The organism is Pedobacter sp. L105 (assembly GCF_009765875.1).
In the GTDB taxonomy this organism is placed as follows: Bacteria; Bacteroidota; Bacteroidia; order Sphingobacteriales; family Sphingobacteriaceae; genus Pedobacter.
In genome coordinates this window covers 109248-134464 of the sequence record NZ_LMUP01000005.1, presented here as the reverse complement: position 1 = coordinate 134464, position 25217 = coordinate 109248, and the positions used below count along the sequence as shown (strand labels likewise).

Genomic DNA, 25217 nt, shown 5'->3' with positions numbered 1-25217 from the left:
CTTTAGTTGATTGTATAAACTAACAGTGGCCTTTTTGACATGTCTTTATGTACATTCCAATTTGAATATTTTGCCCTTTTGAAGATAGCGTTATCTATAAAAGTTTCAGACAATACCAAATTAACTGTGACTGTTAAAGTTTCTCCTCTATTTTTAATCGCTAAATCATCCTCAAATTGCTGGATCATGCTTTTAGCTGATTCTTTTGGCAAATCAACATCTATGGGCATCCAATGCGTGAAGTAATTTAATGGAACTTCAGTCTTACCAAGTATCCCATAAAGCCATTCATTATTAATTTTGCCAGTATATGTGACGATTTGTAAAATATCTCTTTCAAAAACATTAATGTCACAAACCATAACCTGTTGATTTTGTCCCGGTCGTTGATCGTTAATGTCTATCCAGTCATTTGTTTTCATATAATTTTTTACTAAAGCTACATATTTTTAAGATAACGTGTACCGGAACTCTATATTTGACTCGTTCAAATATGTAAGCCAACTAAAAGTGTTCTTTATCTTCTTCAAGATTAAAGTTAAACAAGATGAGCATTGCAGATACTGGAGCCGCAAGATAAAAAAGAATGTAACTTGCTATGATTAATTTTTTAAATTAAAATAACCATCATTTAATCAGATAATTTGTATGAAGTTAATTAGTGACATTATAAATGAGTTAATGGACTTTGATAAACCAATATCTAGTCCACTACTAAAAACAAAAGTTCTAGCATCCAGAATAGGTAGCGAAAATCTCATAAATTGGGTGAATGGAGAATTAAACGGCTATGAAAATGAGCATGTTTTACCTGATTATAGGAAGACTTATGGTATGTTAATGGGTAATTATTTGAATGGAAAGATGAAAGTTACCAATACAACAATTCCCGTGGCACATTTAAGTAAAACTGAGGTGGAAACTCTTACTGCAATTGAGTTGAAGGAAAGTATTTCATCAGTTGAAAGATTCATTACTCAAAAAGGAATAAAGATAAGCGTCAATGCACATGCGAAATTATTTTTGGAAAAATCTATACAATCTCAAGGCAACTTTTATTTTCAAATATTAAGTGTAAATTTAGAAATGCCTGCTTCATTTTTAACTGACATAATTTCAAATGTGCGTTCGAAATTATTAGATTTCATGCTAGAGCTTGAAAATAAGTTTGGTCATGTGACGGAGATTCAGGATTTAAAAGCCAAACAATCAGTAATTAATAATATTATGAATAGTACAATAAATAACAATGGTGATGGGAATATTATAAATTCCGGAGATAACACTAAAATAAGTGCTACTATTAGTATCACAAAAGGTAACAAGGATTTATTAGAGAAAACGTTGCAAGAAAATGGGGTTGTAAAAGAAGATGTAACGGAACTTATGAGCGTTATCGATACAGAGGAACCTACTGAAAATGGTTTTGGAGTTAAAGTAAATAGTTGGTTTCAAAAAATGTTAGCTAAATCTTTAGATAGTACTTGGAAGATTGGGATAGGAGCAGCCGGTACTTTATTAGCGGAAGCACTCAAGGCATATTATGGATCATAATTTATATTAAGACTAGAGTATTATTCCTTTTTACCAGATTTTAAAGTTATTTCGGCCACTAAGTTTGTATCATCACCTGTATTATTGATATTGCCATTTCCGTTATTAATAATTTCCGTTCTGATGAAATTATTTATTGTGTTATTATTTGATATTTCTTGTTTTTTGAAGGAAGAAATCTCAATATTATAACCAAAATGATCTGCAATCTCCATAGTAAACGCTAGCAATTTTGATCTAACGGTACTTAGTATTTGTATGATTATATTAGAGTTAGCAGATATCCAAGCACTAATAACCTGTAATTCCACATCAGTTTTATAAAGTTTGGCCGCCGCAGGTTGCAAAAATGCAAGTAATTCCATAGGTAATTCTGAAATTAATAACGGTGATTCGTTCTTATGGGCTTTTAAGGCTGTATTTTCCAAAACTTTTATCCCGTCATGGATGTCAAAGAAACTTAATTTTTCAATTAGAGGCTTATCTAACATGGATATTGGCAATTCTTTAACATGGAAATTGTGCCAAGCTTGAAGTTTGACATTCAGAGTAGCAACAGTTTTTCGATAAGAAGGAAGCTCAGTTCCTTTATATCCATTGATCTCTAAGTTAGTATATTGTATTAATTCTTCATTTTTAATTAGTCTGGCAAAATAATTCAGCTTTAATAAAGGTGATTCAAGGGAATTGTTACAATTAAGAAGGTCATCAATAACTTGCTGCAGGACAAAAGTGTGATTTTCACTCATAAATAAAGTATAGATTTATAAAACTAAGATTCTTTTTTTAAGTCAATGATATTTTTAGATTATTTAACCTGTCTTAAAGCAATTTGCACGAAATTTAGTTTAAAACCACTGATTTAACATTACCATAAAAATAGGTAATAGAATGTGCTTTTTCCGTAAAAGCCAAAGCGAAACCCCTTCGGGTTTCGCAGGCCGCAAATGCGGGAGGGGCTGACTCTATTTCTTTTTTCTTTTGCTCTTCATCTGATCTTTAACCCGTTTCGTATCTCGTTTATCAATCGTCTTTTCATAATTCTCAGAGGATAAGGTCTTTTGTTCTTCAATCCTTATTTCGGCTTCCCGGATGATCTCTTCTGCATTGGCGCTGTAGGCATTATCCACGTACTTGGCAACTTCTGGATAAAAAGCTCTGACAATAGAATAGGATGTTGCCTCATGGTAACGTTCCCTATACCCAATACCAAAACTGACCGCTAAGCCTGTTGATACTGCAACGGTTAAAAGCATAATGACAAAACTGATGACAAAAAATTTTGATTTGATATCAAAGTGGTGATGATGCAGTATGGGCTCCTGTTTGGGTATAGACTGTATCACGTCGATCAGGACATTAACGGATTCCTTAAAATGTGTTAGATTCTTATTTATAACGTCACTAGTTTTCTGACTGAATTGAATGATTTTATCAAAATCCTCTTTAAAGTCCGGGGTTTTCACTTTTGCCTGTTCGGCTATGGCAGTTTGCATTTCCTGCATTTTAGGAATAAAGCTGTCAATTGCCTGTTCCATTGCCTCCATTTTTTCTTCTGCATTTTCCATAATTAATCGATTAATTGTTTATCGGCTTATAACCACCTCAGGATACCTGCCTTTTTTCTTCTTTTTCTTTTTTCTCGGAATTGGTGCCCCATAATCGGGAGCAACATAACCGGGGGTCAATAACTCCTTTAGTATCGAGGATACCACTGAAGTTTGGTTCCCGTCATGATTAGGAGTATAAACAGCTCTGTTTATTTCTCCTTTTTCGTAATGCTTACCTCTTGATACTTCTGTGCTGATCTGCTGTCCAAGATTTAACCTTGCATCCAATTTACCGAAACTGAAGGAGCGGTCAATCTCTGAACCTTTAAAGGTCTGTCCGTTTAAACCAAAAGATACCCCCTGGACCTGATCTGTCGTGCCTTTGTACTTAAATTGCATAGAGACATTGTCCTTTGCCAGTATCTTTTCAAACTGTTCCCAATTCTTAGCCGTAGGGATTGCCTTACAGATCATATCGTACAACTGGTATTTAGTTTTATCTGCGCCTTTTAGCTGTTCCCGGTTTACCTGCGCCTTTCCTGTAGCCAGATGAAAACCCTGACTCACCGTCAATTCCTTACAGACCTGTAAATTCCTTTTGTACTGATATTGGTCTGATACGGTTTTACCCTCGTTGTTGACCCTGTTATAGATAATATGCAGGTGCGGGTGGTTTCGGTCTTTGTGCTGAACGATTAAAACCTGTGTATCTTTAATCTTCATTTTAGCCAGATATTCCAGGGCGGTGGCAAGCATAATTTCGGGGGTCAATTTGTCTTTATCGTTTGGACTCCAATTCAGAGAGATATGGCCGACTGCTCTTCCCAATGCAGGATTAATTTTTCTTTGCATATTCAAGTCGTGTGTCATGGTATCGGTATTCTCTATCCGTAACCCTTCACCATACAATACCTGTGCATCCTGTTTCTGTACAACATACCTCACGCACCCGCCAAAGCTTTTCCCGATCACTACCTTACCAATCATCCCTGCTCAGTTTTTTTAAAGTATCATCAATATCAGAAAGGAGTTCCCGGCATTTGCGCTGAACAACCAGAAATCCCTGTTGGTGGGCTAACTTGGTCAATTGGTTTAAGTTGTTAGCCATCCCTGACAGTGTTCGCAAGACCTTCAAATCTTCCGTGCTGACCCTTACTAAAACTTTACCTTTTACTGCTGAACGCCTAAACCATTCACTAATGGTCATCCCTGCTTTTTTCGCTTTTTCACTGATCAAAAAATGTTCGGTTTGCGTTAGCCTGACCCGAATATCATTTTCCCTTTTCACTGCTTTTAAAGGACGACCGCCTTTTGAGTTGTGTAACCTGTCATATTTTCTTACGGTTTCCATTTTGTTTCCTTCCTTTCTTTCTTCACTTTTTGCGACCATCGGGAGCACAAAGCAAGTTCTGTCCGGGTCTTCCCCCGGACAGGTTTTTGTGTAACAAAAACACACACTTGCTCCCTCAATTCTTATAGGCAAGGGGATTATAGAAAGTCGCCAGACTTCCTATAATTGACTTCCATAAACTTTCTATAATCCTCTTATTTAAGCAGTACCGGATTACTCCGTTTCATTTAACAGCCAGATTAAACTGGCATTTGTAGGATGGTAAGAAGGCACATAATTGATGTACCCGAAACTGATCAGTTCCTTTAAACATTTGTGATAGGTAACGATAGACCGGATGCGGGAAAAGCGCATCAGCTTACTGCGACTGATGCGTGTTGGTGCACCCGGTGTATTATCATCCCGGAAATAAAAAATAGCCATCACCAGACTCAGGTGGGAAGGCAAGAGGCGCACATCATCAGCCGCTTTTCTTAAAAATACGGTCGGAAGGTAGTTCATGATTCACCCCCTTCCGATTGGTTTTTCTCCAACATTTTTTGAATGTCTTCGATTTTGTAAAACATGGTTCCCCCGACTTTGGTATAGCGTAGCGTACCATTCACCCGCAGGTTCTGCAAGGTACCCGGAGAGATACCAAGCATCTTCCTCACCTCTGAACTTTTAAACCATTTTTTGCTTTCGCCCATTCCAGGGCTAAGCAATAGTTTAATGTCTTTCAATAACTCGCCTTTAAATTCCTGGAGGTCTTCTTTAGTGATCAATTCGTTCAACGTCATACCTTTTTCTTTAGAAGTGAATAAAAGGGTACCCATAAAATAACAGGATACCGTTATTTTTAAATATTTGATATTGAGGGTTTTTAATACCCACTATACAAAAGTACAGGATTGTTATGGCAATATATAATATATCATAACTTTTTATTATCTTTGAATTGCGCTACTTTTAAAGGCGGGATTTTAAAATGATAGGGGTTAAGGTGTTTTGATCGGGCTTTCCTGTTTTTATCCATACAGATGGTGCCAAAGACAAGCAAAACGTATCAAAAAAAATGTTTAAAAAAATGAATAAAATCGGCTATAAAACATACTTTAATGAAAGACTGAAACAGGTTCAATTTCATGATCGGCTGACTTATCCCTTATATGTGCAGGTTACTTTTGAAAGAAAACCCATTTATTTTAAAAGCTATTACTTTGAATTATTCAGCAAACCGAAGTATTTTCTGGAAGTGCCGGGGGTAGGCACTAAAGCCCCATCTATAGAAGAAATCATTGAAAGAGAAAATGAGGTTATCAATTTTATTATGGATAAACACAAGGAAGATTTTTCACTTGACCTGTTTAAAAGAGCTTATGCGTATTACAGCAGGGATTTATGTGATCTGATGGAAGCAGGGTTCATTAAATACCTGCATACCTTCTTTTGGGATGAAGGCTTGCCATACATAGCCGATATTGTTAAATTAGGTGCAAAAAATGTGGTTGCTTATAACATTGTCCGTGACTTGAAAAAAGTTGTGGAGAAACCCCTCTATGAAAGATTAATAGACCACTCTTTTGCGTATTCAACGCCTTACCTTCCTGTATACGGCTTTATGAAACAAACTAAAAGATGGCCAATGGAGATACTGACCGTTATGGAATTTGCGATACCTGCTACAATGAAATCGATGATGGAATACATCAAGCTGTACTATCCAAAAATGCCATTTGCAGACGTTATGGTGCAAGTTTCTAATATAGCCTATCAGGAAGGTATCGATAAATTCTACACTGTTTGACCCTGCTCATCCGAACTTATAAGTTATCGGTAATATACCTTGTCCGTTCTGCCAAAACAGCTTTGAGCCATTGGTTCATGATTTCCCTTCCGGCCTGTTCAGATTTGGTAAATTCATCAGTGGTCTGGTCAAAATTATAACCGATTGCCCGCTTAAAGACTTTGAGGTATTTTGCTTCCAGTTCCTCGTTCACCTCATATTCAGATTCCTCTGACTCTAAAAAGTCAAGGAAGAAGTAAGTTGCCCATCGGTTACTACCTGTGGGATGACTGTAAAAAACAGGGAAAGAAATTTGATTGGCTAAGTATTGTACAAAAACATCCGGTTTAATCTGGTAGATACTGAGCAGGGTATAAAAATCTTCTGGCAGGGTAATATCAATTGTGATTTTCATAGGTACAGGTTTATTGTGGGTTCATACTTTGATAATGTGATAAGTAATGATTTCCAAGGATGGCAGTCCTTTCTTCCAGATCACGTACAATATATAGCGCCAGACGTATCTCATCCATTTTTTCATAAAAATCTATTTCAAAGTCACTCAGATCAAGTAAACCGGATGCGTCCCTTCCAAAGCCGTTGGCAATGTTTTGAAAAAACATAAAAGTGGCATTATCAGGTGGCATTTTTAACCCCTTGCGGGCATGGGCATCGGCCAGTGAGATTTGCCCCATAAAATATTCCAGATACTCTTTAGGATAACAGTTGTGTATTTCACAAAGGACGCAAAAATCCTTGCTCAGCTTTAAAGTGGAAAATTCATCGAGGTATACCAGATCAGAAGGGGTATGTAGCCGTTCCATTGACCGGAATATCGTTTCAACAAAACAACGGGTATAACTGCGCTTAGTGGCCGTTTTCCATCCTCTTTTCTTTTTACGGGCAAGGATTTCAATATGTCTGAGATTGTCCCAGAACAGTTGCTTGCACTTCCTCATGGCTCTGCTATTCACACGGATCTTTCCCTTTGATCTAACATACCAGACAATCATTCTGCTTGCTTCTGAAAAGCCTTCATTATACTTCTGACAGATCGTATCATATAGCGTAACATGGTCAATCAAAATCTGTAAGACCTGAGCCATGTCAAGTTTATAAATGGTACAGGCGATTTTAAATTCTAATGGGACTATAATGAGGTTAGGGTTGATTCGTTTCATGATAAATGGTCGATCTATTCATCTTTGGGTTGATTCGTTTCCGTGAAAACATAGCAGGCATCTAAAAATTCATTGAACTGGGTAAAAAAGCATAGCATATCAGTAGTGATCTTTTCATCCGCATACGGTGCAGAATTGTATACCCATCCTTTATAGAGTTCCGATAAATTATCCCGTGTCTCATGGATAGGAAAGTCGTAGAAAAAATAACGCATTACTTTCAAAGGATTTTTCAATTGATGTTCTTGTAATCTGGTTGGCTGATAATTCAGTTTTTTGATGATCTTTTTCGTTTTCATGGCTTTAATTCTCAATTTCTTTAGCTTTCAATTCGTAAACAGTGGCTAACCGATCAGTAAATTTTTTAAAATATGGCTGATAGTGGCATTTTAACACGGATAATTTAAAGTAATGTCTGGCAAAAAAAGAGGTCACCCGATAATCTGTAATGGAGTCCAACAGGTAAAAAAGGTAAGGTTCAGTTGTGGAATGAATAAAGAAAGTCGGGTTACATTCATTAGGCACATACATTTTACCATTGACTTTAAACCTCATTTCCAGTTCATAGTAATCTCCTTTATTGACCAGTAAGAAACAAAGCTGTGGGGTTTCGCCAGAAAAGATACAGGGGTGCATATCCTGTTTTCGTGGCTTCTTTTTGATAAAACGCATGCCATGCGTAAACAGGAAATGCGTAAGTGGCTGACCCTGCAACAATGGAATTGCCTTCTGCCACAATGTGTAGACTAGCTTTAGCTTTTTTAGATTATCCCTTATATGCGCTTGCTTCTCTTTCTCACTGCTTTTATATTCAAGCATTTGGATAGGTGCAAGGATTGCCATTTCCTGACCAAGGGCATTGATTTTATCCTGCAAAGGGGTATAATCATAAGAAAGTATATCGCTAGAAGTTATAATGAAGCTGTGAAAACCCTTAATGCCATCTTTCTTCTGTTTCCAGATACCCGTATAGGGAAGTAGAAAGGGGAAATGATTGGAATATCTTGCTCCTAAACTGGTATCTGCAAAGCAGTAACCTATGGCATGGCGGTTTAATAAGTTAATGTGGTCGGTTTGTGATTCTGATACAGGCGGTGCAATTGCCTTCGTATGCTTAAAAGGATAAATCAGTTTTTGACCGGGTTTGTAAAAAAAGGCATATTTAGATTTTCTTTTAATATCTGTTCCCGCTCTGTCAATAATAATATTGAGGTATTTGCTTTTCCCTGTTTTTGGACTGAAAAAGTCCGGCCAGTAATATTTATCAAAATTAAAGGAGCCAAATGACACAAATTGATACAAGGCAAAGTAAGCGTAACGGCTTAGATGGGTATGATCTGTATCTACACTGCAACTGATTCTTAATTCAGTTTGCAATAACCTGATATAAACACGTTCTTCTTTTTCCTCTCCCAAACGGATGCCTAAAATTAATACCTCATTCTGGAACGAAATTGTTCTTCTGCAGATGACCAGATAAGGACGTTCTGAAAATCTAAATTCAGAATGTTTGTTTAGGGTTTTAAGGGTAAGTGTAACTGTACCTTTTTCCAGTGGTAAGGTATAATAATGATATTTTCCGGGGCTTGTCGTTTCCTTAACCAACTTTCACCTCGCTTCCTTCTTTAAGTTCCTGATACAATAGGGCTTCATGCGCTAGTTCTTCAATTTTGGCAAGGCACATTTCTTTGGTTAGCGTGACAAAAAAAGTTATACGATCATATAGGCATTGAGCATCGTGCCCTGCTACTGAGAAACCATTTCCGTAACGTGAACCGGAATAGCTTTTCATCAGCAGGTTAAAGAGTCTTTCATCTTCTGTACTTCCTGACAAAAACGTTTTGATTGGCCTTTCGGAAAAAGCACCACATAAACGCAACATGCGCAGTAAATTATGAATTTCGGAACGGTAGGAAAGATGTACTCTAATGAGCAGGATACAGCATTGCTCCACGACTTGATGGAGCATGAAAGTGGAAATATTAAAATCCTGCATAGTAAGGCATTCGCCTGCACCCCTTAAAAAACCTTCTGCCAGTGGCATACGGTGATCAAAATGTTTCTGCGCTTTCTTTGCGGATTGTGAAGGAATAAACTTTCCGGTAAAATCGAAGTTGCTCATGCCATCATGGCTATATAATAGCTGTGCGTGAGTATAAACAGTCATGAAAAACCTGTTATTCGCTTTGATCGCTTCTAAAATGGACTCCTGACCGTGACAGAGAATAGAAATAGTGCCGTGCTGATAATGAAAGTTGGTGAAATCCTGCACCTCATGGTCAATACGGGTATTGGATTCAGTCACCATCAGCAAACAATAGTTACAACGGTGGGCGTTTTCCTGATCTTTAAAACAACCGTTGGTTTCCGTTAGAACACTTGTTTTGGAAAAGCAGAAAAGCTGTAAGGGCTGAAATTGATTAACCAGGCACTGGACAAATGATTTAAAATAATTTGCCTGTTGGTCTGCTGATGAAAGAATGTGCGGTTCCATATATTCTCATTTTAGTTGGTTACACTATAAATGAGTCTTGGAGATTGCGCAAAAAAGGTGCGGAACTGCATCTCGTGGTTGCATAAAAGTTTCTGAAGCCTTACGTAACACGAGTGTACAGCAGTCCCGCACCTATTTCAATACGCAAATATAGCATATTTACAATAGGCTGGGTTTACTCTGCTGTCCTGCGTTACGGCTTCAGATATGCAACCGCAAGACTCTTTATGTCGAATAATTATTTTACTGTAGGTGAATAATTAAATCTTACTCTAAGATAAAAAGAATATGGTAATACTCCAAATAATAATACTCTTTTTATGGAGTGTATTTAAAAAAGGGTTTTCTTTTACTTTATTCCATGATGCAAAAGAATGATCAAAGTTTACTGATTAATGAAAAGGAATTAAAGAAGATTGGGCAGAGAATTAAACATCTGCGTAAAGCTAAAGGATATACAAATCCCGACAAGTTTTCCTATGATCATAATTTAAACCGCTCTCAATATGGAAAATACGAGGCCGGAAGTACTAATCTTACTATTGGCACTTTAGTAACTATTTTGAATTGCTTTAATATAACTTTAAGCGAATTTTTCAATGAAGAGTATGTGAAATTGGGCTAAAGCTCAATAAAAAAGCGGAATGATCGATCGACCATTCCGCTTTATCTAAATTAACGCTCTCCATATAAAGACGCTCATAACAGGAAGATATTGTGTAGTGCTGAAAATTAAGCTACTGAATACTTATTCTTTATCATTGCCATATCTGCACCAACTTTGGTATCCAATATTTTCGCATAAATCTGCGTTGTTCTAATATCAGTATGCCCTAGCATCTTACTGACACTTTCAATAGGGATACCATTGCTTAAAGTGACCGTAGTAGCGAATGTGTGCCTTGCGATATGAAAAGTTAGATGCTTTGTGATCTCACATAAATCAGCTATTTCTTTTAAATAGGCATTCATTTTCTGGTTACTGAAAACAGGTAAAACCCGGTTACCATGTTCACACTGCGGGTGCGTAGCATACCGCTCTATTATTTCCTCTGCAACAGGTAACAATGGTATATGAGTGGCTACACTTGTTTTATGCCGGTTCTTTAAAATCCAGGAATAACCATCAACTCCTTTTCTTATTTCTGATTTAGTAAGCTCCTGCACGTCTATAAAACTTAACCCGGTATAACAGCAAAAAAGAAAAGTGTCCCTTACTACCCGTAAACGCTCTATAGTAAATTCCTTGCTGTAGATGCTCTTTAACTCAGAAGGGGATAAGATTACCCTAACGACCTTAGTTACCTTGTTCCTGTGGTTTAAAAACGGGTCATGGGTCATCCAACGATTCGCTAAACAGATACGTATTACCTTACCAAGATTTTTAATATGCTTTACTGCCGCGTTATTGGCACAATTACATTTACTTCTCAGATAAAAATCAAATTCAGTGATAAAGTAATTGTCAATTTTAGTTACCGCCATATCAGAGACTTTGAACTTATCCAAAATGAATGATTTGGTATGCTTTAACGTAGTATTGTACTTGGTAAGTGTTCCTTTTTTGAAGCCATTACCCAAAAGTGCTTCTACTTTCTCGTTATGCTCTTGAAAAGCTAACAGTAGGGTATGCGGTTCTTCCTCAACACCTAAGTATTTATTTTTAAGGGATTCAGCCGTTATTTCCTGATCTGCTTTAAACAGTTCTGTGTGCGCCTGATCTACTTTATCCTCAATCGCTTTCAAATGACGGTTAATTGTTCGGGCATCTTCCTTCTTCCCATCTAAACGGCCCGCTTTCGTATTCCATTGGTTCGGTTCGCAATGTTTTCCAGAGGAAAGTTCTTTATGGACTCCATCTACAGTAATACGCATGTAAATAGGCATAGCACCGGAAACATAATTTCTTGGCTTCTTCAAATAGAAGAGCAGGCTAAAAGTGTTTTTCATCTTCTTTGAGATTAGAGTTAAACAAAATTAGCATTGCAGATACTGCCAGTCAAGTTGTTCATTTTCAGAACTAGCTGATAATCATTAAATTATAAGCTTTTCAGTGAGTCATGCGTTTGCTTGCCGTGACTCACTGAATGACTCACTGTTTATATGAGAAAACTTGAATATTTCGGTGGATCACTAAATCAAAAAAGCCTCTAATCATACGATTAAAGGCTTTTTGAATGTTTTGCTACTTATTATGCGGACCGGACGGGACTCGAACCCGCGACCTCCGCCGTGACAGGGCGGCATTCTAACCAGCTGAACTACCGGTCCGTTCTCCCTTGCGGGGCTGCAAAGATAGAAAACAAATATTCAAATGCAAATCTATTCGCATTAATTTTATTTTTTCTTTAGATACACCTTAAAATCTGTTATCAGCTCAATCCTTGATTTTAATTACTTTCTTACGATAGGATAAGATGATTAAGTAATGGATCATCTAAATTTGCTGCTACTTAATGAAATTCATATGTATACGCATTCAAAACATATCGTTACAGCAGGAGTTGCTCTAGAAAAAGCCAAAAGCGCAATGATTATGATCCATGGCCGTGGTGCTTCGGCAGAAAGCATGGTGCCTTTGGCTCAATATCTGCAAATTGAAGATGTTGCTATATTTGCACCTCAGGCCTCAAAACACAGCTGGTACCCTACAAGTTTCATTGAACCGGTAGAATTAAATCAGCCTGCGCTGGATTCTGCGGTGGAGCTGATCGATGGTTTGGTAAAAGATATTATTAGTGCAGGGATTCCGGCAGACAAGATCTATTTTCTTGGGTTTTCTCAGGGAGCTTGTTTAAGCCTGGAATATGTAACCCGAAATGCAAGGAAATATGCAGGCATTATTGCATTTACAGGCGGCCTGATTGGGAAGGACTTGCAAATGGAAAATTACAAAGGCGACTTCGGGCAAACAACCATATTAATCACCACCAGCGATCCTGATTTTCATGTGCCTTTGAAAAGGGTAAAAGAAAGCGCAGCTATCATGGAAAAAATGAATGCAAGGATCCATGTAGTCGCTTATCCTGGAAAGCAGCATACCATTACAAATGAAGAGATTGATCTGGCGAATGATATTTTTTTTAAGGATACAGTAAATAATTAATGAAACCGATGTGGAAATTAATATGGTCTTTGAGAGACAATTTAATTGGCTATTATATTTCGCTGCATTTTAAAATGTATTAGATTTGCGGCCAACATGCAATGGATAAAAACCTTAAGCATTATGCTCCTGGTGGGGTATAGCTTCTCATTTTCGGCTTTGGCGCAGGAAAAAACAACTAAAGCGGATAGTATTCCCCTTTTTACATTCTCAGCAGCCTATCAACTTTTACGATCTACACACCGCGATTTTTTTAATGGCCCGGCTGTGATGATCACAAGAAACTTTGGCGGACATTTTAAACCGGGTATCGGCATTTCTTATGCAACAGATCAGCAGCATCATGATAATGGATTAGTGCTCAGTAATATGAAACTGCTGCCTGTATTTGCAAATTTAAGTTATGATTTTACCTCTCATTCCAAGTTTGAGCCTTATGTAGAAATTGCTTTAGGTTATACTTTTATGAAGTATGATCAGGGTACGGACGCCATTCCTTATCCTAACCCGGTAGACCATGTAACAGACCGCGGCTTTTATGCTTATGGTGGCTTCGGATTGAGATATGCTGTTTCTAAACATTTCGCTCCATTTGTTTCTGCTGGTTTTAAAGGATACAATAATAGTCGTAATGACCTGGATATTAATCCTCATGGGATCACCTTTCAGGGAGGATTCCGGTTTTGAGTAATGCAGACGAGCCCATCAGCCATTATAACAAACGCTTCGAAAGTATAAATTACGAAGAAAAACATTTGGTTGGCCGTTATTTTGACAACTGCGTTTTTTATAAATCTACTCTTAAGGGTTGCCTGTTTGACGATTGTACATTTACTAAATGTACTTTTGAGGAAACAGATCTTTCCCTGATCAAATTTAAGGATACTTATTTTTCTGATTGTGTGCTGATCAACTGTAAGGCCATTGGCGTATTGTGGTATGACACACTAAATCCATTCTCTATTCAGGCAAAAGGATCTATCCTTAGCTATTCCAGCTTTTTTGGAAAGAACCTGAAAAAAGTAAAATTACAAAAATGCATTGCCTGGGAGGTAGATTTTACGGGCGCTAATATGGGAAATGGAGATCTGAGCGGAACAGACTTTATGGGGTCTACTTTTTCTGATACCGACCTGCGACTGGCAAATTTTACCGCTGCACAGAATTATCATATTGATCCGGCCGGTAACAAGATAAAAGGGGCAACCTTTCAGTTACCTGCGGCAATTTCATTCCTGGATAGCCTCGGAATAAAAATAGTAGATTAAAAATAAAAGTTCAGCTTACCGCTGAACCTTTATTTCTATTAATAAGCAGCAGTAAAACGCTGTTTGATATGTTTTGGGTTCTCCAGTTCATCTATGATGACTAAAGCCAGATCTTCAACAGACAATACGCTTCTTCCTTCTTCATTAAAAACCGGATTGTCTAAACCTGTACGGTAATGTCCTTGACGAACTCCTGAAGTTCCCTGGTGCATTTCAAAAGCGGGACTAAAAAATGTCCAGTCCAGATCTTTTTCTTCTTTGATGTAATTCTGGTAATCCCTGGCTGCTGTAGCTCCCGGTTTGATCGCTGCCGGAAATTCAGGATCATCCACAGCCTGTACGCCTGGTGCAACTTCTAAACTTCCAGCGCCGCCGATAACAATATATCTTTTAACACCGGCTGCTTTTACGCCATCCTGTATAGACTTAGAGCCCTTTAAAAATTCGTTGTAAATATCAGGGTTGCTCCATCCTGGGTTGTAGGCACTGATCACTGCGTCTTTACCTTCAACAGCTTTGGTGATTTGCGCAGCATCCATTGCGTCTGCCTTAACAATGATCAGATGCTCGTGGTGAACGGCAATGTTTTCAGGGTTTCTTACAATTGCTGTAACCTGGTGGCCTCTGTTTAAGGCTTCTGTTAGAATGGCTGAACCTACAAATCCTGAGGCGCCGATTAATGCTATATTCATATGATTTAATTTTTGTGTGGATATAATTGATTTTTAATGGGTTTATTATGCAGGGTCGAAGTTTTTAGTGAAATCTGCCAGTGTCTGCTGCTTTAGTTTATCTGTTAATGATAATTCTGCTGCAGCATATAAATTATCCAGATGGGTATTAATCTGTCTCCCCACTGTACATGCCGGGTTAGGGGAGTTCGTACGACCAAGCAGGGGAGCCTGCCTCACCGCAAAATAAATTTCTGATAACAAAATGCCTGATGAAGCCCTTGTCAGTGAATACCCGCCGCCATTGCCTTCTCTGCTGGAAATAAAGCCTAGTTTTTTCAGGTTACTGATTTCTTTGCGTACCAGCGCAGCGTTCAGGTTGATGCTGGAGGCAATGTATTCTGAGGATAACTGTTCGTCCTTGCTATAATCCAGCAAAGACAAAATATGTAGGGCAGTAGCAAATTTAGCATTGTTCATCTGTAATTCTATTTGTTACAGTACAAATATAATGGTAATGTTGTGTTGTAACATCTATTAATGTCTGATGAATGTAAAACCGAAGAAATTTATTTATAATGCGCTATAGTATATGATGTTACGATTTAGCTTTTGATTTATGAATTCGTTTGCATAAATTCGAAAACCGGGTATAACCTATTCTATGAATAAAAATCAGCAGTGTACTATTCGTAATCTGGCAGCGGCTTTACAATTGTCGCCATTTAATGCCCCGTTGATTACCCCGGTAGAAAAGAGATTCTGCCTAAACATATATTTATAGTATGGAAAACCGTTTTGAGAGCCGTTATGCAATTAGTCCTGCCGAAGCAAAGGGAATGGATACCACTGCGCTGCGCAGCAATTTTTTAATCAGTTCAGTATTTGAACCCCATCAAGTAAATCTTACCCTGTCTTATTTTGACCGTTATATTGTTGGCGGGGCGATGCCTGTAAATGGCAAATTGAGCCTCCCTAACCCAGATGCTTTAAAAGCACCGTACTTCCTTCACCGCAGGGAGATTGGGCTGATCAATGTTGGGGGAGAAGCGATTGTCACTGCAGATGGGGAACAGTACAGGTTAGCCTATAAAGAGGCTTTATATATTGGGAGAGAAACTGCTGAAGTATACTTTGAATCCGTAGATCCAGCCGCTCCGGCTAAGCTATATATCAATTCGGCACCCGCACACCACAAATTTCCTACAAAAAAAGTAACGAAAGCAGAAGCCGATATTGTAGAACTAGGATCACTGGAAACAGCCAACCACCGGGTGATCAATAAGCTGATCGTAAATAGTGTGGTGGAAACCTGCCAGCTGCAAATGGGCATGACGGAATTGAAAACTGGCAGCATATGGAATACGATGCCGGCACATACGCATGATAGAAGGATGGAAGCTTACTTTTACTTTGAAGTACCCGAAAAACAAAGTGTCTGCCATTTTATGGGACAGCCGCAGGAAACCCGGCATATCTGGATGCAGAACGAAGAAGCCGTGATTTCTCCCAACTGGTCTGTACATTCTGGAGCAGGAACCAGTAATTATACTTTTATCTGGGGAATGGCGGGAGAAAATTTAGATTATGGCGATATGGACCATTGTGCAATTAACGACTTAAAGTAACCATATAATATGTCAGTATTAGATTCATTTGATTTAAAAGGAAAAATGGCTTTGGTTACCGGCTGTAAACGGGGTATTGGCAAAGCGATGGCTGTTGCCCTTGCTGAAGCCGGAGCAGATATCATTGGGGTTTCTGCCAGCTTGGAAACTTCCGGAAGTGAGGTGGAAAATGAAGTGAAGGCTTTAGGAAAAGATTTTTTTGCCTACCAATGTGATTTCGGAAGCCGTACAGCCTTGAAAAGCTTTATTGCGAAGGTAACAGAAAAACACCGGCAAATCGATATCCTGATCAACAATGCAGGTACAATTCTCCGTCAGCCTGCTGCAGAACATTCTGATGAATATTGGGATGAAGTGATTGCGGTAAACCAGACGGCGCCTTTTATCCTGACCAGGGAAATAGGCAGAAGAATGATCGCCAATGGAGGAGGCAAAATCATATTTACAGCTTCTTTGCTTTCTTTTCAGGGAGGAATTAACGTTCCCGGTTATGCAGCCAGTAAAGGTGCCGTAGCGCAGTTAACCAAGGCTTTCTCCAATGAATGGGCTGCGAAAGGGGTAAATGTAAATGCAATTGTTCCCGGTTATATTTCCACAGATAATACTACAGCCTTGAGGGCTGATGAAAACCGCAGTCGCTCTATACTGGAACGCATCCCTGCTGGTAAATGGGGTATTCCTGATGATTTTAAAGGCCCGGTTGTATTTTTAAGTTCTAAAGCGTCCGACTATGTCCATGGTACATTGCTTACGGTGGATGGCGGCTGGATGGCAAGATAGTTATCTGATAAACAATTGGGTGTTCAGCACTTTCCTTTCAAATTCAGTCACCGGATATTTTGCTTCAATCAGTTCCAGCAACTTGATGGTGGCCAGCTGCCCCATATCAAAAGCAGGCTGAAATACAGAAGTAAGCGACGGATTAAATAAATCAAGAACATCAGAATTACTAAACCCGGCAATGGCGATACTTGTCGGGTTTAGCAAATTCAGCTTTTTTAATACATGCATACAGCCTATGGTTAAACGGTCGCCCGCTACAAATATAGCCTCCGGCAGAACCTCCAGTTCCATTAATTCCTGAAAGACAGATTCCAGTTCTTCCTGTATCATACCTCCATGAGGACAGTTTTTAATATATTGATGATCAACTGATAAACCATTTTCTGTTAATGCTTTGGTGTAACCATCCAGTCTCTCTTTACTGATCGACAAATGTGCGGAACTGGAGATGTGGGCAATCCGTTTATGGCCGCAGCGGATCAGGTGTGTAGTGGCATCAAAGGCACCTTTGGCATTATCGGCAGTAATTTTATGAGTGTTGATCTGTTCCGGGATACGGTCAAAAAAAACAATGGGAAGCCCTCTATCATGAAGTTCTTCCAGGTGGCTGGTGGTTTCGGTTTCTGCTGATAAGGAAATTAATAAACCATCTACCGACCGGGCGGCGAGGTGCTGGACATTGGCGATCTCCCTTTCCAGGGATTCATGGGTCTGCGTAATGATAACCGTATATCCCCGGCTATTAGCAATGGACTCGATACCATTGATAGCCTGTGAAAAATAATGGTTGGCCACTTCGCTCACCACTATACCAATAGACTTGCTTTTTCTTTCTTTCAGGCTTAGCGCATTTGGATTTGGACGGTAATGAACCTTTCTGGCGTAATCTGTAACCAGTTTTTTTGTACCGGCACTGATTTCATAACTGTCGCGTAAAGCCCTCGAAACGGTTGAGGTAGAAAGACCCAGGGCCCTGGCGATATCTTTTATAGTTGAACTTTCGAACATTTTGGTTAAGACGTAAAATACTTGGTTAAGCCGGTAGATGACCCTTTACAAGTTTAACGAAATAAATTGAATTGCGGTAAACCTAAATCGTTTCGGGAACGATTGCACAGTTATTTTTTAGATTTTTAAGGGATCGGAATTTAAAACTTTGTAGACTTGTTTCTCTATATTTAACTACCATGATGAAACCATCAATTCTGTTCAGACAAGTATTATGTTTCATGGCTGCATGGCTATCTATTGTTCATGTATTTGCACAGCAGAAAAATAACCACTATTCTTTTGACAACCTGCCTCAGGTCAGGGAAACTTCTTTTAAAAAGGATACCTTAAATATTACAAAATTCGGTGCGCAAAATGATGGTATTACGCTCAATACCAGAAGTATCAATGAGGCTATTACTGCCTGTTCAAAAAATGGCGGCGGTGTGGTGCTCATTCCTGAAGGCCTATGGTTAACAGGGCCAATAGAGTTAAAAAGCAATGTGAACCTTCACCTGCAAGAGAATGCCTTATTGCAGTTTACCAAAGACTTTAACCAGTATCAGCTGGTGAAGGGCGAGTGGGAAGGGATTCCACAGATGCGTAACCAATCGCCCATATCGGCTAAGCATGCGAATAATATAGCTATTACAGGTGATGGCATCATTGACGGAAATGGTGACGCCTGGAGGGCAATAAAGAAAGATAAGCTGACGGAAAGCCAGTGGAATAAATTGGTAGCTTCGGGTGGTGTATTAGATGGAGGCCAAAGGATCTGGTATCCTTCAGCCAAAAGCCAGAAAGGTTCTGAACTTAAAAATGCGGGGGCCATAGACGCAGTTAAAACGCCCGAATTTTATGCGTCTGTCAAGGATTTTCTCCGTCCCAATTTATTAGTGCTGAACAGCTGTAAGCGTGTTTTACTACAGGGGGTAACTTTTCAAAACTCACCGGCATGGAATTTACATCCGTTAATGTGCGAGGACCTGATCGTAAGAAATATATATGCCAAGAATCCATGGAATGCGCAAAATGGCGATGGTATTGATTTGGAGTCCTGTAAAAATGTATTGATCGAAGGAAGCACCTTTGATGTAGGCGATGATGGTATCTGCATCAAGTCGGGTCGCGATGCCGCAGGACGTAAGAGAGGTATGCCCACACAAAATGTAGTGGTCCGCAACAGCACAGTTTATCACGCACATGGGGGATTTGTGATTGGAAGTGAGATGTCTGGCGGGGCAAATAATCTATTCGTATATAATTGTTCATTTATAGGAACCGATGTTGGCTTGCGCTTCAAGACAACCAGGGGAAGGGGGGGCGTGGTCGAGGCAGTTTACGCGAAAGACATCGTAATGAAAGATATTGGTGGGGAAGCTATATTGTTTGATATGTACTATGCTGCCCAGGATCCCGTTCCGTTAAAGGGAGAAAAAAGAGAAACACCTAAAGTAGTTAACTATCCCGTAACAGAAGAAACACCGGTATTCAAAGATTTTCATATCAGCAATATTGTTTGTGATGGCGCTGCAAAAGCAATTTTTATCAGGGGACTTCCTGAAATGAATATCACCGATATTTATCTGGAAAATATCACTATACAGTCTAAAGCAGGAATTCAGATACAAGAAGCTAAAAATATACACCAGAAGAATATAAACATAGTTACTGAACAAAATACTACTCAAACAAAATAAGATGCTAAGATCTTTTAAACTGCCTTTCCTACTATTAATAATTGTGTACGGAAGTCATGTCGATACAATTGTTGCGCAGGCCAAAGCAATACCGAAGCAGATGGCCGCAACAGTGATGGCCCGCACGCCACCCGCTAAATGGACTTACGATGAAGGCGTAATACTGGAAGGTATGGAGGCCTTTTGGATGAGAACAGGCAATGGCGATTATTTCAAGTATATTCAAAAAAGTATTGACCCGCTTATTGCAGAAGACGGAACAATTATTACCTATAGTGCCAAAGCACAAAGCCTGGATAATATCAAAACCGGTCGTTCATTACTTACCTTATACAAAGTGACCGGTCAGATGAAGTATTTTAAAGCTGCTACTTTGCTGTGGGAACAATTACAACAACAGCCGCGTACCAGTGAGGGTGGTTTCTGGCACAAACAGATCTATCCTGATCAGATGTGGCTGGATGGCCTTTATATGGCCGAACCTTTCTATGCAGAATACGCTGCGCTGATAAAGGATGACAAGGCTTTTGATGATATCGCCAACCAATTTATCCTGATGGAAAAACATAGCCGAGACAATAAAACAGGATTATTGTACCACGGCTGGGATGCGTCGGGCAAACAACGCTGGGCTGATCCTAAAACCGGGCATTCCCCTGAGTTCTGGGGCAGGGCGATGGGATGGTATGCCATGGCCCTGGTAGATGTATTGGATAATTTTCCTGCATTAAATCCCAAACGACAGGAACTGCTCGCCATCTTATCCAGGCTAGCCAAAGCTATTCAATTAAGCCAGGATCCTCAATCAGGGCTATGGTATGATATTCTCGACAAACCAAAGGCTGAAGGAAATTATAAAGAAGCATCGGTTTCCTGCATGTTCGTATATGCTTTGCAAAAAGGGGTAAGGCTATCTTATCTGCCTTCAGGTTATGCTGCTTTGGCAAAGAAAGGATATGAAGGTATCAAAAAGGAATTTATTGAAGATGCCGGGGCAGATCAGGTAAACCTGAAAGGTACTGTAAGCGTTTCCGGATTAGGGGGAACACCTTATAGGGATGGCTCTTATGGATATTATATCCATGAAAAAGTGGTCACCAATGATGCTAAAGGTGTGGGCGCATTTTTATTGGCGACCAATGAAATGGTATTGGCAGATTGGACACACCCTGGTCGCGATAAAACGGTGATGCTTGATTATTTTTTTAACAGTGAAACAAAAAAAGATCAGAGCGGGCATGTGGTTCAGTGGCATTATAAATGGGACGAATGGGACAATGGTGGTTATTCGATGTGGGGAGAGTTGTTTAAACATGAAGGTTTCCGCCTGAAAAGCTTGCCTGTAGCGCCAACATTGGCTAACCTGAAAAGCTCTTCCGTTTATATCATTACCGATCCTGATATTGAAAAGGAAAACCCTAAGCCCAATTTTATCAGTGCTGCGGATGTTGCAAACATCACCCAATGGGTAAAAAACGGAGGGGTACTGGTTCTGATGGCTAATGATACCGGAAATGCAGAGCTTGACCACTTTAATCAGCTGGCCACTAATTTCGGTATACGGTTTAATAAGGATAGTAAGGGCAAGGTGACAGGCAGGCAATTTGAGATGGCAAAGCTGGTCATTCCACCAGCAGATCCTTTTTTTAAAAATACCAGGCAGATCTATGTGAAAGAATATAGTAGCCTCCAGCTCACCGCTCCTGCAAGTTCCGTGTTAAAGGATAAAGATGGTAATGTGGTGATCGCCATTTCTAAGTTGGGCAAAGGCAGTATTTTTGCTATTGGCGATCCATGGTTGTATAATGAATACACCGACGGCAGGAAATTACCGGCCGAATATGATAATTTCGATGCAGCAGCAGATCTGATCCAATGGATCTCTGAACAGATACGGTAACGTTTGCATAAATAAATAAGGTCAAAACAGGCCTTTGTTTACGATTATTCACTAGAATTGTTTAAGGTACATTTGTAAATTATACATGATATTAACTAAAGCCATTTTAAAAGATTTAGATAGCAGTAAAGTAGTTGTTCCGGCAGAAAGTTTATTTGGCCTTCCTGAAAAGGTATTGCAGTTTGGCACAGGCGTACTGTTAAGGGGCCTGCCGGATTATTTTATCGATAAAGCCAACAGGCAGGGGATTTTTAATGGCCGTGTGGTAGTGGTAAAGTCTACCGGCAATGGCGATACCTCGGATTTTGATACCCAGGATAGTTTATACACCATTGGCATACGGGGTATAAAAAACGGCAAAAATGTAGAAGAAAACATCATCTCTTCAGCCATATCAAGGGTGATCTCGGCAGAGAAAGACTGGTCTTATGTTCTAGAGTTTGCCAGGGATCCTGAACTTAAGATAATCATATCCAATACTACTGAAGTAGGTATCCAGCTGTTTCATGAGCCCGTAAAGGGATACCCTCCGACTTCATTTCCTGCCAAATTACTGGCAGTTTTGTATGAAAGATTTACTTCAATTAGAGAGTTACAAGGTGCTGGTTTGGTGATTGTTGCTACAGAGCTTATTCCTGATAACGGTAAAAAGCTGGAAAGTATCATTTACGAACTTGCTGCTTACAATCAGTTGGAAGAAGAGTTTGTTACCTGGGCAAAGGTTAACTGTACTTTTTGCAATTCATTGGTCGACCGCATTGTACCAGGTAAGCCTGATGCAGATCAACTGCACCAGCTAAAGAATGAATTGGGTTATGAAGATCAACTGCTGATCCTGGCAGAACCTTACAGCCTTTGGGCAGTTGAGGGAAATGAGGAAGTAGCCGGCGTTCTTAGTTTTATGAAAGCGGATGAGGGGATGATCGTTAAACCTGATATCGAAATATACCGTGAATTGAAAGTCCGACTGCTAAACGGTACACATAGCCTCAGTTCAGGAATAGCTTTTCTGTCTGGTGTAGAAACGGTACGTGATGGGATGTTTCAAACTGCGGTACATGACTATATTGTAGATGTGATGCGCAAGGAGATTGCACCCGCCATACCTTATCAGGTTACTTTGAAAGAAGCACTTGTTTTTTCCAATACGGTGATAGACCGCTTTTCTAATCCCCATATCAGGCATTTATGGCTCAATATTACTGTTCAATATACCATGAAAATGAAAATACGCATTTTACCGGTTTTGTTCAATTATCATTTGCTGTTTAACGAAATCCCTCCATTTATCACTTTTGGCTTTGCCGCCTTTCTGCATTTTATGCGTGTCCGCAGAGAGGAGTCTGGTCAATATTATGGTTATTATAACGGGCGGGAGTATGTAATCAATGACGATAGCGCAGCATATTTTTATCAGAAGACAAAGCAAGAAAACGAAGTTGATTACCCCGATGCGGTATTAAAGGATAGCCATTTATGGGGTGCTGATTTGATTGAATTGCAGGGTTTTATAGATGCTGTTAAAAAAGATTATAAGGATATCCTTGAAAAAGGAATTGAAATGGCAGTTCAGGATCTGATATCCCGTTCTGCTGTTGCTAATTGAAGACAATTATGGAAAAGAAGATATTGAAGGTTCATCCCAGGGATAATGTGCTGGTTGCATTGGTAGATCTGAAAAAGGGAGAGCCAATAGTTGATGAAAGCCAGGTCTATATCTTACAGGATAACGTACCGGCAAAACATAAATTTGTTATTCAGGACTTGCAGGCCGACGATCAGGTGATTATGTACGGTGTGTTAGTTGGTAAAACACAGGTTCCTGTTTCAAAAGGATCTTTACTCACTACTGCGAACCTAAAACATGCCGCTACGGGCTTCCATACAAGCCATGACCATCTAGGTTGGAATGTTCCTGATGTTTCTGCCTGGAAAAACAGAACTTTTAACGGCTTTCACCGCAGTGACGGCCAGGTGGGTACAGCCAATCACTGGCTAGTGATCCCAATGGTTTTTTGTGAGAACCGTAACCTGGATGTGATACAGGAGGCTTTACTAAATAACCTGGGTTATGGCAGAAATGAAACCTACCAGGCGCAGGCTAAAGAATTAATGGCGATGTACCAGAGTGGAAGCGGAGTGGATGAGATATTAAACGCACAGTTCATCCATACAGAACCGGAGGCAAAAAAGAACCGGCTGTTTCCAAATGTAGACGGCATTAAGTTTTTAACCCATAACGGAGGTTGCGGAGGTATACGTCAGGATTCTCAAACTTTATGCGGTTTACTGGCTGGTTACATTACGCATCCTAATGTAGCTGGGGCCACGGTTTTAAGCCTGGGCTGTCAGAATGCCCAGGTAAGTATTCTAAAAGAAGAAATAGAGAAAAGAAGTCCAGGTTTTGATAAACCGCTTTATATATTGGATCAGCAACAAATCGGTACGGAAGCCGATCTGTTATCTGCTGCTATCCGTCAGACTTTTGCGGGGCTGATACAGGCAAATGCCACTGTTCGGCAGCCGGCGCCCTTAAGTAAGCTTTGTATCGGTTTAGAATGCGGCGGGTCGGATGGTTTTTCTGGTTTATCCGCTAACCCTGCCATAGGTTATACTTCTGATCTGCTGGTGGCTTTGGGCGGTTCGGTTATTCTTGCAGAATTTCCCGAACTCTGCGGTGTGGAGCAAAATATCATCGACCGGTGTGTTGACCCCGCTGATGCTGACCGTTTCGCCTCACTGATCAAAACGTACAGCATCAGGGCTACTGAAGCCGGTTCCGGATTTGATATGAACCCCTCTCCGGGAAATATTAAAGACGGCCTTATTACTGATGCCATAAAATCTGCCGGAGCAGCAAAAAAGGGCGGCACATCACCTGTGGTAAATGTGTTGGATTATCCCGAAAAGGTAACTAAGCCAGGTTTAAACCTACTGTGTACCCCAGGCAATGATGTAGAATCTACCACGGCAGAAGTTGGATCAGGCGCAAATATTGTCCTGTTTACTACAGGTCTGGGTACCCCTACAGGTAATCCGATAGCACCGGTGGTAAAAATATCCACCAATACGGTCCTCTACAATAAGATGAATGATATTATCGACCTCGATACCGGTTCTATCATTGCCGGTGAGGAAACGATAGAACAAGCCGGTGCACGAATCCTGGATTATGTGATCGGCGTGGCCAGTGGTGAAACTACTGTAAGTGCCGTACGTCATATACAGGATGATTTTATTCCCTGGAAACGCGGTATTTCCTTATAAATTTAGATT

Annotated in this window: 28 protein-coding genes and 1 tRNA gene; 12 read left to right on the top strand and 17 right to left on the bottom strand. The window is 39.7% G+C overall.

The annotated features are described in order from the left end of the window. Nucleotides 1-2: 2 nt before the first annotated feature. Complete coding sequence (locus GSQ84_RS12090; protein WP_158797524.1) at nucleotides 3-422, bottom strand: hypothetical protein; 420 nt, start codon at nucleotides 420-422, stop codon at nucleotides 3-5. 226 nt (nucleotides 423-648) lie between these two features. Here GSQ84_RS12090 and GSQ84_RS12085 point away from each other — a divergent pair, with 226 nt between their 5' ends. Beyond that, nucleotides 649-1554, top strand: coding sequence for a hypothetical protein (locus GSQ84_RS12085; RefSeq protein ID WP_158797523.1), 906 nt, complete (start codon nucleotides 649-651; stop codon nucleotides 1552-1554). Between the two features lie 20 nt (nucleotides 1555-1574). Here the strand turns inward: GSQ84_RS12085 and GSQ84_RS12080 are convergent, their stop codons facing one another. From GSQ84_RS12080 to GSQ84_RS12055, 6 genes are all read right to left on the bottom strand, one after another. Next, the gene (locus GSQ84_RS12080) at nucleotides 1575-2303 is read right to left on the bottom strand and encodes a hypothetical protein (RefSeq protein ID WP_158797522.1); all 729 of its coding nucleotides are present in this window, start codon (nucleotides 2301-2303) and stop codon (nucleotides 1575-1577) included. Nucleotides 2304-2519: 216 nt separating this feature from the next. After that, nucleotides 2520-3122 (bottom strand): hypothetical protein, encoded by a 603-nt coding sequence (locus tag GSQ84_RS12075; RefSeq protein WP_158797521.1) that lies wholly within the window; start codon nucleotides 3120-3122, stop codon nucleotides 2520-2522. Between the two features lie 18 nt (nucleotides 3123-3140). After that, complete coding sequence (locus GSQ84_RS12070; protein ID WP_158797520.1) at nucleotides 3141-4091, bottom strand: relaxase/mobilization nuclease domain-containing protein; 951 nt, start codon at nucleotides 4089-4091, stop codon at nucleotides 3141-3143. Beyond that, entirely contained in the window at nucleotides 4081-4494 is a 414-nt protein-coding gene (mobC, locus tag GSQ84_RS12065; RefSeq protein WP_158797519.1) for a MobC family plasmid mobilization relaxosome protein, read from the bottom strand. The genes GSQ84_RS12070 and mobC overlap by 11 nt, the downstream gene beginning before the upstream one ends. A 174-nt stretch (nucleotides 4495-4668) precedes the next feature. Continuing rightward, nucleotides 4669-4956, bottom strand: coding sequence for a hypothetical protein (locus GSQ84_RS12060; protein ID WP_158797518.1), 288 nt, complete (start codon nucleotides 4954-4956; stop codon nucleotides 4669-4671). Further along, nucleotides 4953-5270: a helix-turn-helix domain-containing protein gene (locus GSQ84_RS12055; protein WP_254070845.1), complete on the bottom strand. Its 318-nt coding sequence runs from the start codon at nucleotides 5268-5270 to the stop codon at nucleotides 4953-4955. The genes GSQ84_RS12060 and GSQ84_RS12055 overlap by 4 nt, the downstream gene beginning before the upstream one ends. Before the next feature lie 251 nt (nucleotides 5271-5521). Between GSQ84_RS12055 and GSQ84_RS12050 the strand changes: the two genes are divergently transcribed. After that, a complete protein-coding gene (locus GSQ84_RS12050; RefSeq protein WP_158797517.1) occupies nucleotides 5522-6241 on the top strand; it encodes a hypothetical protein in 720 nt (239 codons plus the stop codon). Between the two features lie 16 nt (nucleotides 6242-6257). Here the strand turns inward: GSQ84_RS12050 and GSQ84_RS12045 are convergent, their stop codons facing one another. Genes GSQ84_RS12045 through GSQ84_RS12025 form a run of 5 tightly spaced genes read right to left on the bottom strand, consistent with a single transcriptional unit; the run spans nucleotide 6258 to nucleotide 9895 of the window. Beyond that, entirely contained in the window at nucleotides 6258-6635 is a 378-nt protein-coding gene (locus GSQ84_RS12045) for a hypothetical protein (protein WP_158797516.1), read from the bottom strand. Nucleotides 6636-6645: 10 nt separating this feature from the next. Beyond that, nucleotides 6646-7401, bottom strand: a complete 756-nt coding sequence (locus GSQ84_RS12040; protein WP_158797515.1) for a hypothetical protein — start codon at nucleotides 7399-7401, stop codon at nucleotides 6646-6648. A 14-nt stretch (nucleotides 7402-7415) separates the two neighbouring features. Then, nucleotides 7416-7700: a hypothetical protein gene (locus tag GSQ84_RS12035; RefSeq protein ID WP_158797514.1), complete on the bottom strand. Its 285-nt coding sequence runs from the start codon at nucleotides 7698-7700 to the stop codon at nucleotides 7416-7418. Between the two features lie 4 nt (nucleotides 7701-7704). Further along, entirely contained in the window at nucleotides 7705-9006 is a 1302-nt protein-coding gene (locus GSQ84_RS12030; protein ID WP_158797513.1) for a hypothetical protein, read from the bottom strand. Continuing rightward, a complete protein-coding gene (locus GSQ84_RS12025) occupies nucleotides 8999-9895 on the bottom strand; it encodes a HEPN domain-containing protein (protein WP_158797512.1) in 897 nt (298 codons plus the stop codon). The genes GSQ84_RS12030 and GSQ84_RS12025 overlap by 8 nt, the downstream gene beginning before the upstream one ends. Before the next feature lie 361 nt (nucleotides 9896-10256). Here GSQ84_RS12025 and GSQ84_RS12020 point away from each other — a divergent pair, with 361 nt between their 5' ends. Further along, nucleotides 10257-10520, top strand: a complete 264-nt coding sequence (locus GSQ84_RS12020) for a helix-turn-helix domain-containing protein (protein ID WP_158797511.1) — start codon at nucleotides 10257-10259, stop codon at nucleotides 10518-10520. 107 nt (nucleotides 10521-10627) lie between these two features. On the opposite strand, the gene GSQ84_RS12015 is transcribed toward GSQ84_RS12020, so the two are convergent. Further along, entirely contained in the window at nucleotides 10628-11845 is a 1218-nt protein-coding gene (locus GSQ84_RS12015; protein WP_158797510.1) for a site-specific integrase, read from the bottom strand. A gap of 247 nt (nucleotides 11846-12092) precedes the next feature. Next, nucleotides 12093-12166: transfer RNA gene (locus GSQ84_RS12010), tRNA-Asp, on the bottom strand. A gap of 196 nt (nucleotides 12167-12362) precedes the next feature. Between GSQ84_RS12010 and GSQ84_RS12005 the strand changes: the two genes are divergently transcribed. From GSQ84_RS12005 to GSQ84_RS11995, 3 genes are all read left to right on the top strand, one after another. Next, the gene (locus GSQ84_RS12005; protein WP_158797509.1) at nucleotides 12363-13001 is read left to right on the top strand and encodes an alpha/beta hydrolase; all 639 of its coding nucleotides are present in this window, start codon (nucleotides 12363-12365) and stop codon (nucleotides 12999-13001) included. 96 nt (nucleotides 13002-13097) lie between these two features. Further along, nucleotides 13098-13688: a hypothetical protein gene (locus tag GSQ84_RS12000; RefSeq protein WP_158797508.1), complete on the top strand. Its 591-nt coding sequence runs from the start codon at nucleotides 13098-13100 to the stop codon at nucleotides 13686-13688. Next, on the top strand, nucleotides 13685-14269 hold the full coding sequence (locus tag GSQ84_RS11995) for a pentapeptide repeat-containing protein (protein ID WP_158797507.1): 585 nt from the start codon (nucleotides 13685-13687) through the stop codon (nucleotides 14267-14269). Before GSQ84_RS12000 ends, GSQ84_RS11995 begins: the two co-directional genes overlap by 4 nt. 38 nt (nucleotides 14270-14307) lie before the next feature. Here the strand turns inward: GSQ84_RS11995 and GSQ84_RS11990 are convergent, their stop codons facing one another. Beyond that, a complete protein-coding gene (locus GSQ84_RS11990) occupies nucleotides 14308-14961 on the bottom strand; it encodes an NAD(P)-dependent oxidoreductase (RefSeq protein ID WP_158797506.1) in 654 nt (217 codons plus the stop codon). A gap of 45 nt (nucleotides 14962-15006) precedes the next feature. Further along, a complete protein-coding gene (locus GSQ84_RS11985) occupies nucleotides 15007-15420 on the bottom strand; it encodes an Rrf2 family transcriptional regulator (RefSeq protein WP_158797505.1) in 414 nt (137 codons plus the stop codon). Between the two features lie 305 nt (nucleotides 15421-15725). On the opposite strand from GSQ84_RS11985, the gene kduI reads away from it, so the two are divergent. Next, a complete protein-coding gene (gene kduI, locus GSQ84_RS11980) occupies nucleotides 15726-16568 on the top strand; it encodes a 5-dehydro-4-deoxy-D-glucuronate isomerase (RefSeq protein ID WP_158797504.1) in 843 nt (280 codons plus the stop codon). Between the two features lie 9 nt (nucleotides 16569-16577). Then, nucleotides 16578-17348, top strand: a complete 771-nt coding sequence (gene kduD, locus GSQ84_RS11975; RefSeq protein WP_158797503.1) for a 2-dehydro-3-deoxy-D-gluconate 5-dehydrogenase KduD — start codon at nucleotides 16578-16580, stop codon at nucleotides 17346-17348. Here kduD and GSQ84_RS11970 read toward each other — a convergent pair whose 3' ends face one another. Beyond that, nucleotides 17349-18359, bottom strand: coding sequence for a LacI family DNA-binding transcriptional regulator (locus GSQ84_RS11970; RefSeq protein WP_158797502.1), 1011 nt, complete (start codon nucleotides 18357-18359; stop codon nucleotides 17349-17351). Between the two features lie 179 nt (nucleotides 18360-18538). On the opposite strand from GSQ84_RS11970, the gene GSQ84_RS11965 reads away from it, so the two are divergent. The 4 genes from GSQ84_RS11965 to GSQ84_RS11950 all read left to right on the top strand — a co-directional run bounded on the left by GSQ84_RS11965 (nucleotide 18539) and on the right by GSQ84_RS11950 (nucleotide 25208). Continuing rightward, nucleotides 18539-20041 carry a glycoside hydrolase family 28 protein gene (locus GSQ84_RS11965; RefSeq protein ID WP_254070844.1) on the top strand — a complete coding sequence of 501 codons (1503 nt, stop codon included), beginning with the start codon at nucleotides 18539-18541 and terminating at the stop codon, nucleotides 20039-20041. 1 nt (nucleotide 20042) lies between these two features. Then, a complete protein-coding gene (locus GSQ84_RS11960; protein WP_158797501.1) occupies nucleotides 20043-21941 on the top strand; it encodes a glycoside hydrolase family 88 protein in 1899 nt (632 codons plus the stop codon). Between the two features lie 85 nt (nucleotides 21942-22026). After that, a complete protein-coding gene (locus tag GSQ84_RS11955) occupies nucleotides 22027-23547 on the top strand; it encodes a tagaturonate reductase (protein ID WP_158797500.1) in 1521 nt (506 codons plus the stop codon). A gap of 8 nt (nucleotides 23548-23555) precedes the next feature. Next, the gene (locus GSQ84_RS11950; protein ID WP_158797499.1) at nucleotides 23556-25208 is read left to right on the top strand and encodes a UxaA family hydrolase; all 1653 of its coding nucleotides are present in this window, start codon (nucleotides 23556-23558) and stop codon (nucleotides 25206-25208) included. The last annotated feature ends 9 nt before the right edge of the window (nucleotides 25209-25217 follow it).

Coding starts and splice junctions, on each gene's coding strand:
- GSQ84_RS11985 (WP_158797505.1), bottom strand. CDS start 15,420: ATGAACAATGCTAAATTTGCTACTGCCCTACATATTTTGTCTTTGCTG.
- GSQ84_RS11970 (WP_158797502.1), bottom strand. CDS start 18,359: ATGTTCGAAAGTTCAACTATAAAAGATATCGCCAGGGCCCTGGGTCTT.
- GSQ84_RS12035 (WP_158797514.1), bottom strand. CDS start 7,700: ATGAAAACGAAAAAGATCATCAAAAAACTGAATTATCAGCCAACCAGA.
- GSQ84_RS11990 (WP_158797506.1), bottom strand. CDS start 14,961: ATGAATATAGCATTAATCGGCGCCTCAGGATTTGTAGGTTCAGCCATT.
- GSQ84_RS12085 (WP_158797523.1), top strand. CDS start 649: ATGAAGTTAATTAGTGACATTATAAATGAGTTAATGGACTTTGATAAA.
- GSQ84_RS12060 (WP_158797518.1), bottom strand. CDS start 4,956: ATGAACTACCTTCCGACCGTATTTTTAAGAAAAGCGGCTGATGATGTG.
- GSQ84_RS12040 (WP_158797515.1), bottom strand. CDS start 7,401: ATGAAACGAATCAACCCTAACCTCATTATAGTCCCATTAGAATTTAAA.
- GSQ84_RS11955 (WP_158797500.1), top strand. CDS start 22,027: ATGATATTAACTAAAGCCATTTTAAAAGATTTAGATAGCAGTAAAGTA.
- kduD (WP_158797503.1), top strand. CDS start 16,578: ATGTCAGTATTAGATTCATTTGATTTAAAAGGAAAAATGGCTTTGGTT.
- GSQ84_RS12000 (WP_158797508.1), top strand. CDS start 13,098: ATGCAATGGATAAAAACCTTAAGCATTATGCTCCTGGTGGGGTATAGC.
- GSQ84_RS11965 (WP_254070844.1), top strand. CDS start 18,539: ATGATGAAACCATCAATTCTGTTCAGACAAGTATTATGTTTCATGGCT.
- GSQ84_RS12080 (WP_158797522.1), bottom strand. CDS start 2,303: ATGAGTGAAAATCACACTTTTGTCCTGCAGCAAGTTATTGATGACCTT.
- GSQ84_RS12055 (WP_254070845.1), bottom strand. CDS start 5,270: ATGGGTACCCTTTTATTCACTTCTAAAGAAAAAGGTATGACGTTGAAC.
- GSQ84_RS11960 (WP_158797501.1), top strand. CDS start 20,043: ATGCTAAGATCTTTTAAACTGCCTTTCCTACTATTAATAATTGTGTAC.
- GSQ84_RS12070 (WP_158797520.1), bottom strand. CDS start 4,091: ATGATTGGTAAGGTAGTGATCGGGAAAAGCTTTGGCGGGTGCGTGAGG.
- GSQ84_RS12050 (WP_158797517.1), top strand. CDS start 5,522: ATGAATAAAATCGGCTATAAAACATACTTTAATGAAAGACTGAAACAG.
- GSQ84_RS12020 (WP_158797511.1), top strand. CDS start 10,257: ATGATGCAAAAGAATGATCAAAGTTTACTGATTAATGAAAAGGAATTA.
- mobC (WP_158797519.1), bottom strand. CDS start 4,494: ATGGTCGCAAAAAGTGAAGAAAGAAAGGAAGGAAACAAAATGGAAACC.
- GSQ84_RS12025 (WP_158797512.1), bottom strand. CDS start 9,895: ATGGAACCGCACATTCTTTCATCAGCAGACCAACAGGCAAATTATTTT.
- GSQ84_RS12015 (WP_158797510.1), bottom strand. CDS start 11,845: ATGAAAAACACTTTTAGCCTGCTCTTCTATTTGAAGAAGCCAAGAAAT.
- GSQ84_RS12005 (WP_158797509.1), top strand. CDS start 12,363: ATGTATACGCATTCAAAACATATCGTTACAGCAGGAGTTGCTCTAGAA.
- kduI (WP_158797504.1), top strand. CDS start 15,726: ATGGAAAACCGTTTTGAGAGCCGTTATGCAATTAGTCCTGCCGAAGCA.
- GSQ84_RS12045 (WP_158797516.1), bottom strand. CDS start 6,635: ATGAAAATCACAATTGATATTACCCTGCCAGAAGATTTTTATACCCTG.
- GSQ84_RS12075 (WP_158797521.1), bottom strand. CDS start 3,122: ATGGAAAATGCAGAAGAAAAAATGGAGGCAATGGAACAGGCAATTGAC.
- GSQ84_RS12090 (WP_158797524.1), bottom strand. CDS start 422: ATGAAAACAAATGACTGGATAGACATTAACGATCAACGACCGGGACAA.
- GSQ84_RS11950 (WP_158797499.1), top strand. CDS start 23,556: ATGGAAAAGAAGATATTGAAGGTTCATCCCAGGGATAATGTGCTGGTT.